This window comes from Nonomuraea sp. K271 (assembly GCF_009908215.1).
Lineage (GTDB): Bacteria > Actinomycetota > Actinomycetes > Streptosporangiales > Streptosporangiaceae > Nonomuraea > Nonomuraea longispora.
The window spans coordinates 20973-27472 of the sequence record NZ_JAAAHR010000135.1 but is presented as its reverse complement, the minus strand read 5'-3'; the positions used below and the strand labels follow the sequence as shown (position 1 = coordinate 27472).

Annotated in this window: 6 protein-coding genes; 3 read left to right on the top strand and 3 right to left on the bottom strand. The window is 72.0% G+C overall.

The annotated features are described in order from the left end of the window. On the top strand, positions 1-572 hold a 572-nt coding region (locus GUY59_RS34410; protein ID WP_161714840.1), incomplete at its 5' end, for an MFS transporter. Here the strand turns inward: GUY59_RS34410 and GUY59_RS34405 are convergent. From GUY59_RS34405 to pdxR, 3 genes are read right to left on the bottom strand one after another with little or no spacing between them, the layout of a single operon-like run. After that, on the bottom strand, positions 542-1348 hold the full coding sequence (locus GUY59_RS34405) for a TIM barrel protein (RefSeq protein ID WP_138198830.1): 807 nt from the start codon (positions 1346-1348) through the stop codon (positions 542-544). The two genes, GUY59_RS34410 and GUY59_RS34405, sit on opposite strands and share 31 nt — an antisense overlap. After that, a complete protein-coding gene (locus GUY59_RS34400; RefSeq protein WP_138198832.1) occupies positions 1345-2283 on the bottom strand; it encodes a Gfo/Idh/MocA family protein in 939 nt (312 codons plus the stop codon). Before GUY59_RS34400 ends, GUY59_RS34405 begins: the two co-directional genes overlap by 4 nt. Positions 2284-2334: 51 nt before the next feature. Next, entirely contained in the window at positions 2335-3726 is a 1392-nt protein-coding gene (gene pdxR, locus GUY59_RS34395) for a MocR-like pyridoxine biosynthesis transcription factor PdxR (RefSeq protein WP_138198834.1), read from the bottom strand. Between the two features lie 68 nt (positions 3727-3794). Here pdxR and GUY59_RS34390 point away from each other — a divergent pair, with 68 nt between their 5' ends. Further along, positions 3795-4670, top strand: coding sequence for a DMT family transporter (locus GUY59_RS34390; RefSeq protein WP_138198835.1), 876 nt, complete (start codon positions 3795-3797; stop codon positions 4668-4670). 45 nt (positions 4671-4715) lie between these two features. Further along, a complete protein-coding gene (locus tag GUY59_RS34385; protein WP_138198836.1) occupies positions 4716-6368 on the top strand; it encodes a fumarate hydratase in 1653 nt (550 codons plus the stop codon). Positions 6369-6500 lie beyond the last annotated feature (132 nt).

Here is a 6500-nt window from a genome sequence, read left to right as displayed (position 1 = left end):
CGATCATCCCCCTCTGCCTGGCCATGGGCTTCCTGTACGTCGGCGACGCCGCCGTGTCCAACTTCAACACCGTGTTCATGAAGGACGTGCTGGCGGCCGGCCCGCGCGTGATCCCGCTGGCCTACGTGGCCTACCAGGCGACGACGCTGGCCGTCAGGCTCGGCGGCGACCTCGCCGTCCGCAGGTACGGCCCCGCCGCCGTCGTCAGGATCGGCGGCGTGATCGCCACGGCCGGCTTCCTCGGCGTCGTCCTGGCCCCCAGCCAGCCGCTCGGCATCGTCGCGTTTGGCCTGACCGGGGTGGGCCTGTCGGTGGTGGCGCCGCAGTCGTTCTCGGCGGCCGGCCGGCTCGACCCGTCAGGCGCCGGGATCGCCATCGCCAGGGTGAACCTCTTCAACTACGTCGGCTTCATCGTGGGCGCAGCCCTGGTCGGCGGCATCGCGGACGCCGCCGACATGCGGGTGGCGTTCGCCGCGCCGCTGGTGCTGGCCGCCGCGATCGTCGTGCTCGCGCCCGGCTTCGAGCCCAGGAGCCGCGCCGCTCAGTCCGCGCCCAGCACCCCGTCGAGGTAGGCGAGGCTGCGCCGCACGTCCTCGACCGGCCGCTCGCCCGGGCCGGACAGGATGACGTCCTGCTCCATGACGTACCAGCCGTCGTAGCCGCTCCTCGCCAGCCCGGTGACAATGGCGGCGATGTCCACGTCGCCCTCGCCGAGCGGGCGGTAGAGGCCCTCGCGCACCGCCCGCGTGTAGGCCAGCGTCCCGGCGGTGACCCGCGCGGCGAGGTGGGCTTCGACGTCCTTGAGATGCACGTGGGCGATCCGCGTCGCGGCCTGCTCGACCAGCGCGACCGGGTCGGTGCCGCCGACCAGCAGGTGGCCGGTGTCCAGGCAGAGCGGCATCGAGCTGCCCTCCAGCACCCGCTCGACCTCGGCCCGGGTCTCGACCATGGTGCCCACGTGCGGGTGCAGCACCGCCCGGGGGCCGAGCTCGGCGGCGATCCTGTCGAGGTTGCCCAGCAGAGTGGCCCAGCCTGCTGCGTCGAGCTCGGGACGGGCGTCGTAGCCGTCGTCGCCGGTGGTGGCGGCCAGCACGAGCAGCCCGTCGCCCGGCAGGTCCCCCAAGGGGTCGTGGCCGGGGTCGTGGAGCACGACGGGCACGAAGGCGCCCGCAAGGCCCAGGCCGTACCGCTCGATGAGGCCGGGCGTCAGGTAGCCCTGCGGGCCCAGTTCGGTCGCGGTCAGCCCGAGCTCACGCATCTCGGACAACACGCGCTCCGGTGGCAGCTGGTGGCCCCAGCCGGGGACCTCGCACACGCCCCACGAGATGGGGGCTCCCGCGAGCCTCATCGCCGCACCTCCGCCACCTCGACGGTACGGCTCTCGCGCAGCGACAGGTCGGCGGCCTCGGCCACGTATAGCGCCTCCAGCGCGTCCTCGATCGAGCAGAGTCCCTGTCCGCCGCGGAGGAAACAGTCGATCTCGTCGCGGTACGCGGTCGAGAACCGGGTCACGAAGTCGGGCCACGGATCGTCCGGTTCCGGCAGGCCCTCGGTCGTGTGGAGCGGGGCGCGCGGGCCGAGCCCGACCGCCTGGGTGCGGCGGGTGCCCGCCAGTTCCATGCGCACGTCGTACCCGCCGCCGTTGTAGCGCGAGCCCTGCAGGGTGGCCAGCGTGCCGTCGTCGAGCGTGAGCAGCGCGGCGCTGGTGTCCACGTCGCCCGCCTCGGCGAAGAACGCGGCGCCGCGGTTGGCGCCCAGCGCGTGGACGGAGACGACCTCGCGGCCGGTCACCCAGCGCAGGACGTCGAAGTCGTGGACGTGGCAGTCGCGGAAGATGCCGCCCGACTGCGGGATGTACGCGGCCGGCGGCGGGGCGGGATCGGCCGTGATCAGGTGGACCCGGTGCAGCTCGCCCAGCTCGCCGTCCCGTACGGCCCGCGCCGCGGCGGCGTACCCGGGGTCGAAGCGGCGCTGGAACCCGACGTGCACCCGGTTGCCCGCGCGGGCCTCCAGCACCTTGACGGTCTCGTCCACGGTGCCCGCGACCGGCTTCTCGCAGAGGACGGGGATGCCGAGCGCGCAGGCTTTGACGATGAGTTCGGCGTGGGTGGTGGTGGGGGTGGCGATGACCACGGCGTCCGACTCGAACGGGTCCCCAGGCCCGCCGTACGGGGACGTCCGCACGGGGTCGGCCACGATCAGCTCGTCCACCAGCGGATGGGCGGCGATGGTCGCGGCGTGGAAGGCCCCGATCCGGCCCAGGCCCAGCAGTCCCACACGCATGAACGTCTCCCGTCCCCGCCAGGACCTGCGCCTCTGGCGGATATGAATTCCTTAGTCCATAGCATGTCCTGACATTCTTACTTTTAAGCCTCGGACTGCCTCGGCCGCCTTGTGAACCGGCAACCGTGCGAACCCCACCGCGACCGCGGGCTCGCCCGGCGTCTCGCGCATCGGCCCCACCGGCTCCGCGGCCAGCCCCAGCTCCCGCGCAACCCGTGCCGTCCGCGGCTCGTCCCAGCCGCCCGGCAGCTCCAGGTAGACGTGCAGACCCGCGTCGATGCCCTTGACGCTGATCTCGGGAAGCTCGGCGGCCAGCGCCCTGACGAGGGCGTCCCTGCGGCGGCGATATTCCCTGCGCATGCGGCGCAGGTGCTTGTCGTAGCCGCCGGTGCGCAGGAAGTGCGCCAACGCGTACTGCTCGATCACCGGCGAGCCCAGGTCGAGCTCACCCCGCGCCCTGCGCACGTCCTCGGCCAGGTCGGGCGGCGCGGCCACCCAGCCGAGGCGCAGGCCCGGCGCGAGCGCCTTGCTGACGCTGCCCGACAGGACCACCCGGTCGGGCGCCAGGCCCTGAAGGCAGCCGACGGGGTCACGGTCGAAACGGAACTCCGCGTCGTAGTCGTCCTCCAGGATCACCCGGTCGCCCGCGTGCGCCCACTCCATCAGCGCGGCCCTGCGGGACGGCGAGAGCACCACGCCGGTCGGGAACTGGTGGGCCGGGGTCACCAGCACCGCGTCGCCGCTCAGCCTGCGCACGTCGAGGCCCTCCTCGTCCACGGGCACCGGTACCAGCCGCGCGCCCGCCCTCCTGAGCAGGGGGGCCTGGCGGTGGCTCGTCGGGTCCTCCACGGCCAGCCGGAGCGGGCGCTGCCGGGACAGCACGTGGAGCACGAGGCTCAGCCCCTGCGCGACGCCGCCCACGATGATGAGGTTCTCCGGGCGCGCGTCCGCCGCCCTGACCCTCCTGAGGTAGCCTGCCAGCTCTTCCCGCAGCTCAGGCACGCCGCCAGGGTCCCCGTAGTCGAGGGCGTCCGAGGGTACGGTGGCCAGGACGTGCCTGACGGCCGCGAGCCAGCGTTCACGGGGGAAGTGGCTCAGGTCGGGAGAGGTGGGGCGATGACCGTAGTACGGCGCGGGGGTGTCCGAGGCGGGCCGGGCCGGCGGCGCCGCACGCTGCCTGGGTGCTGCTCCGGCGGCCGGCACCGGGGTGACCTGGGTGCCGACGCCCACCCTGGAGACCAGGAACCCCTCGGCGACGAGCTGCTCGTACGCCTCCACCACCACGCCCCTGGAGACCTGGAGGTCGGCGGCGAGGTCGCGGGTCGCGGGCAGGCGGGTGCCGGCGGCGAGCCGGCCACTCCGGATGGCGTCGCGCAACTCGGAGCCGATCTGACCGGCGATCGCGCCTTGATCCCGATCGAGCTGGATGTGGAGGTCGGCCATATTGGTCCTGTCATCCGGCGGGACATTGGACTGTTTCCCCGAACCATTCTGCTCCTAGCATCCCGCCCATGAGACACGGAATCGTCCGCGCGGCCTCCGCCATGTTCCTGCTCGGGACGCTGGCGGGCGTCTCGGGGCTCATCGGCGACTACCCCATCTACGGCGGGCAGGCCGTGCGCTACCTCGCGGCCGCCGTCATCCTGCTCGTCATCACGCGGGTGCTCGGCCTGCGCTTCGTCCGGCTGACGCCGCGCGAGGGCCTGTGCCTGGCCGGGCTCACCCTGCTCGGCCTGGTCATCTTCAACGTCTGCGTGATCGAGTCCACCAACGCGTCAGGGCCCGCGCTGGTCGGCACCATCCTCGGCACCGTGCCGCTCTGGCTCGCGCTGGCAGGCGGGCGGCCCGCGCCCCGCGTGCTCATCGGCGCGTGCGTGGTGGTGGCAGGGGCGACGCTGGCCACCGGCCTCGGCAGCGGCAACCTGCCCGGCCTGCTCTGGGCGCTCGGCGCGCTCGTGGGCGAGATCTGCTTCTCCCTGCTGGCCATCCCCCTGCTGCCGAAGCTGGGCGCGATCAGGGTGTCGGCCTACTCGACGGCGCTCGCGGTGCCCATGCTGGCGTTGGTCGGGCTGGCCTACGAAGGGCCGGGCATGGTGCGTACGCCGACCGTGGCGGAAGGACTGGGGCTGGCCTACCTGGCGATCGTCGTGACCGTCGGCGCCTTCTTCCTCTGGTACTCCGCCCTGCCCCGGCTCGGCCCCGGGCTGGCCGGGCTGTTCGCCGGTCTCATCCCGGTCGGCGCGATCGTCACGGGGGCGGTGCTCGGGATCGCCATGCCGACGGCGTACGACCTGCTCGGGGCCGGGCTGGTGATCGCCGGCATCACGCTCGGCCTCACCGCGGGCCGGTCCCGTGCGAGAGCGCAGGCGGCCGTCTCCGAGGCGTGAGGCCCGGGTCACCCGTTAACCTCTTGGGTGACCGAAAGGATGGACATGGGCGAGTTCGACTACACCGACCTGCTGCCGCTGGGAGCCGATGAGACCGAATATCGGCTGATCACCACGGAGGGGGTGCGGAAGGTCGAAGCGGCCGGGCGTACGTTCCTCGAGGTCGAGCCGGAGGCGCTGCGGCTGCTGACCGAGACGGCGATCCACGACATCTCCCACTACCTGCGGGCCTCGCACCTCGCCCAGCTCCGCAAGATCGTCGATGATCCCGAGTCGAGCGGCAACGACCGCTTCGTCGCCCTCGACCTGTTGAAGAACGCCTCCATCTCGGCCGGCGGCGTGCTCCCCATGTGCCAGGACACCGGCACCGCGATCGTCATGGGCAAGCGCGGCCGCCACGTGCTGACCGACGGGCGCGACGCCGAGCACGTCTCGCGCGGCGTCTACGACGCCTACACCCGGCTCAACCTGCGTTACTCCCAGATGGCCCCCTTGACCATGTGGGAGGAGAAGAACACCGGCGACAACCTGCCCGCCCAGATCGAGCTGTACGCCGAGGACCCCCACGGCCATCCCGACGAGTACAAACTACTGTTCATGGCCAAGGGCGGCGGTTCGGCCAACAAGTCGTTCCTCTACCAGGAGACCAAGGCCGTGCTCAACGAGAAGCGCATGCTGGCCTTCCTGGAGGAGAAGATCCGCTCGCTGGGCACAGCGGCCTGCCCTCCGTACCACCTGGCGATCGTCGTCGGCGGCACCTCCGCCGAATACGCGCTCAAGACCGCCAAGTACGCCAGCGCCCGCTACCTCGACTCGATCCCCACGGAGGGTTCGCCGTCCGGGCACGGTTTCCGGGACCTCGAGATGGAGGCCAAGGTCTTCGAGCTCACCCAGAAGCTGGGCATCGGAGCGCAGTTCGGCGGCAAATACTTCTGCCACGACGTACGCGTCATCCGCCTGCCCCGGCACGGCGCCTCCTGCCCCGTGGCCATCGCCGTGTCCTGCTCCGCCGACCGGCAGGCGCTGGCCAAGATCACGCCGGAGGGCGTGTACCTGGAGCAGTTGGAGACCGACCCGGCGCGGTTCCTGCCGGACACCACGGACGAGCACCTCTCGGACGACGTGGTGCAGGTCGATCTCAACCGCCCCATGCCCGAAGTCCTCGCCCAGCTGACGAAATATCCGGTCAAGACGCGACTCTCCCTCACCGGGCCGCTCGTGGTCGCCCGCGACATCGCCCACGCCAAGATCGCCGAACTGCTCGACAACGGCGGCGAGATGCCCGACTACCTCAAGAACCACGCCGTCTACTACGCCGGGCCCGCCAAGACCCCCGACGGTTACGCCTCCGGTTCGTTCGGACCGACGACGGCCGGGCGCATGGACTCGTACGTCGGGCGTTTCCAGGCGGCGGGCGGGTCGATGGTGATGCTGGCCAAGGGCAACAGGTCCAAGCAGGTCACCGAGGCGTGCAAGCAGCACGGCGGCTTCTACCTCGGCTCCATCGGCGGCCCCGCGGCCAGGCTGGCCCAGGACTGCATCAAGAAGGTCGAATTGCTCGAATATCCCGAGCTCGGGATGGAAGCCGTGTGGAAGATCGAGGTGGAGGACTTCCCCGCGTTCATCGTCGTGGACGACAAGGGCGAGGACTTCTTCACCGACACGACAGGCCCGGTCCTGTCGATCGGCCGCCGCTGACGGCGGGGGTGACGCCGGCGCGGGGGCCATCAACGGGCGGATGCTCACGGTGGCCGCCGCGGCGGGCGGCCGGGGGGTTGAGGAGCCGGGATCAGGCGCCGGCGGGCGCCCGGCGCCTCGGCTCCGGCCGGA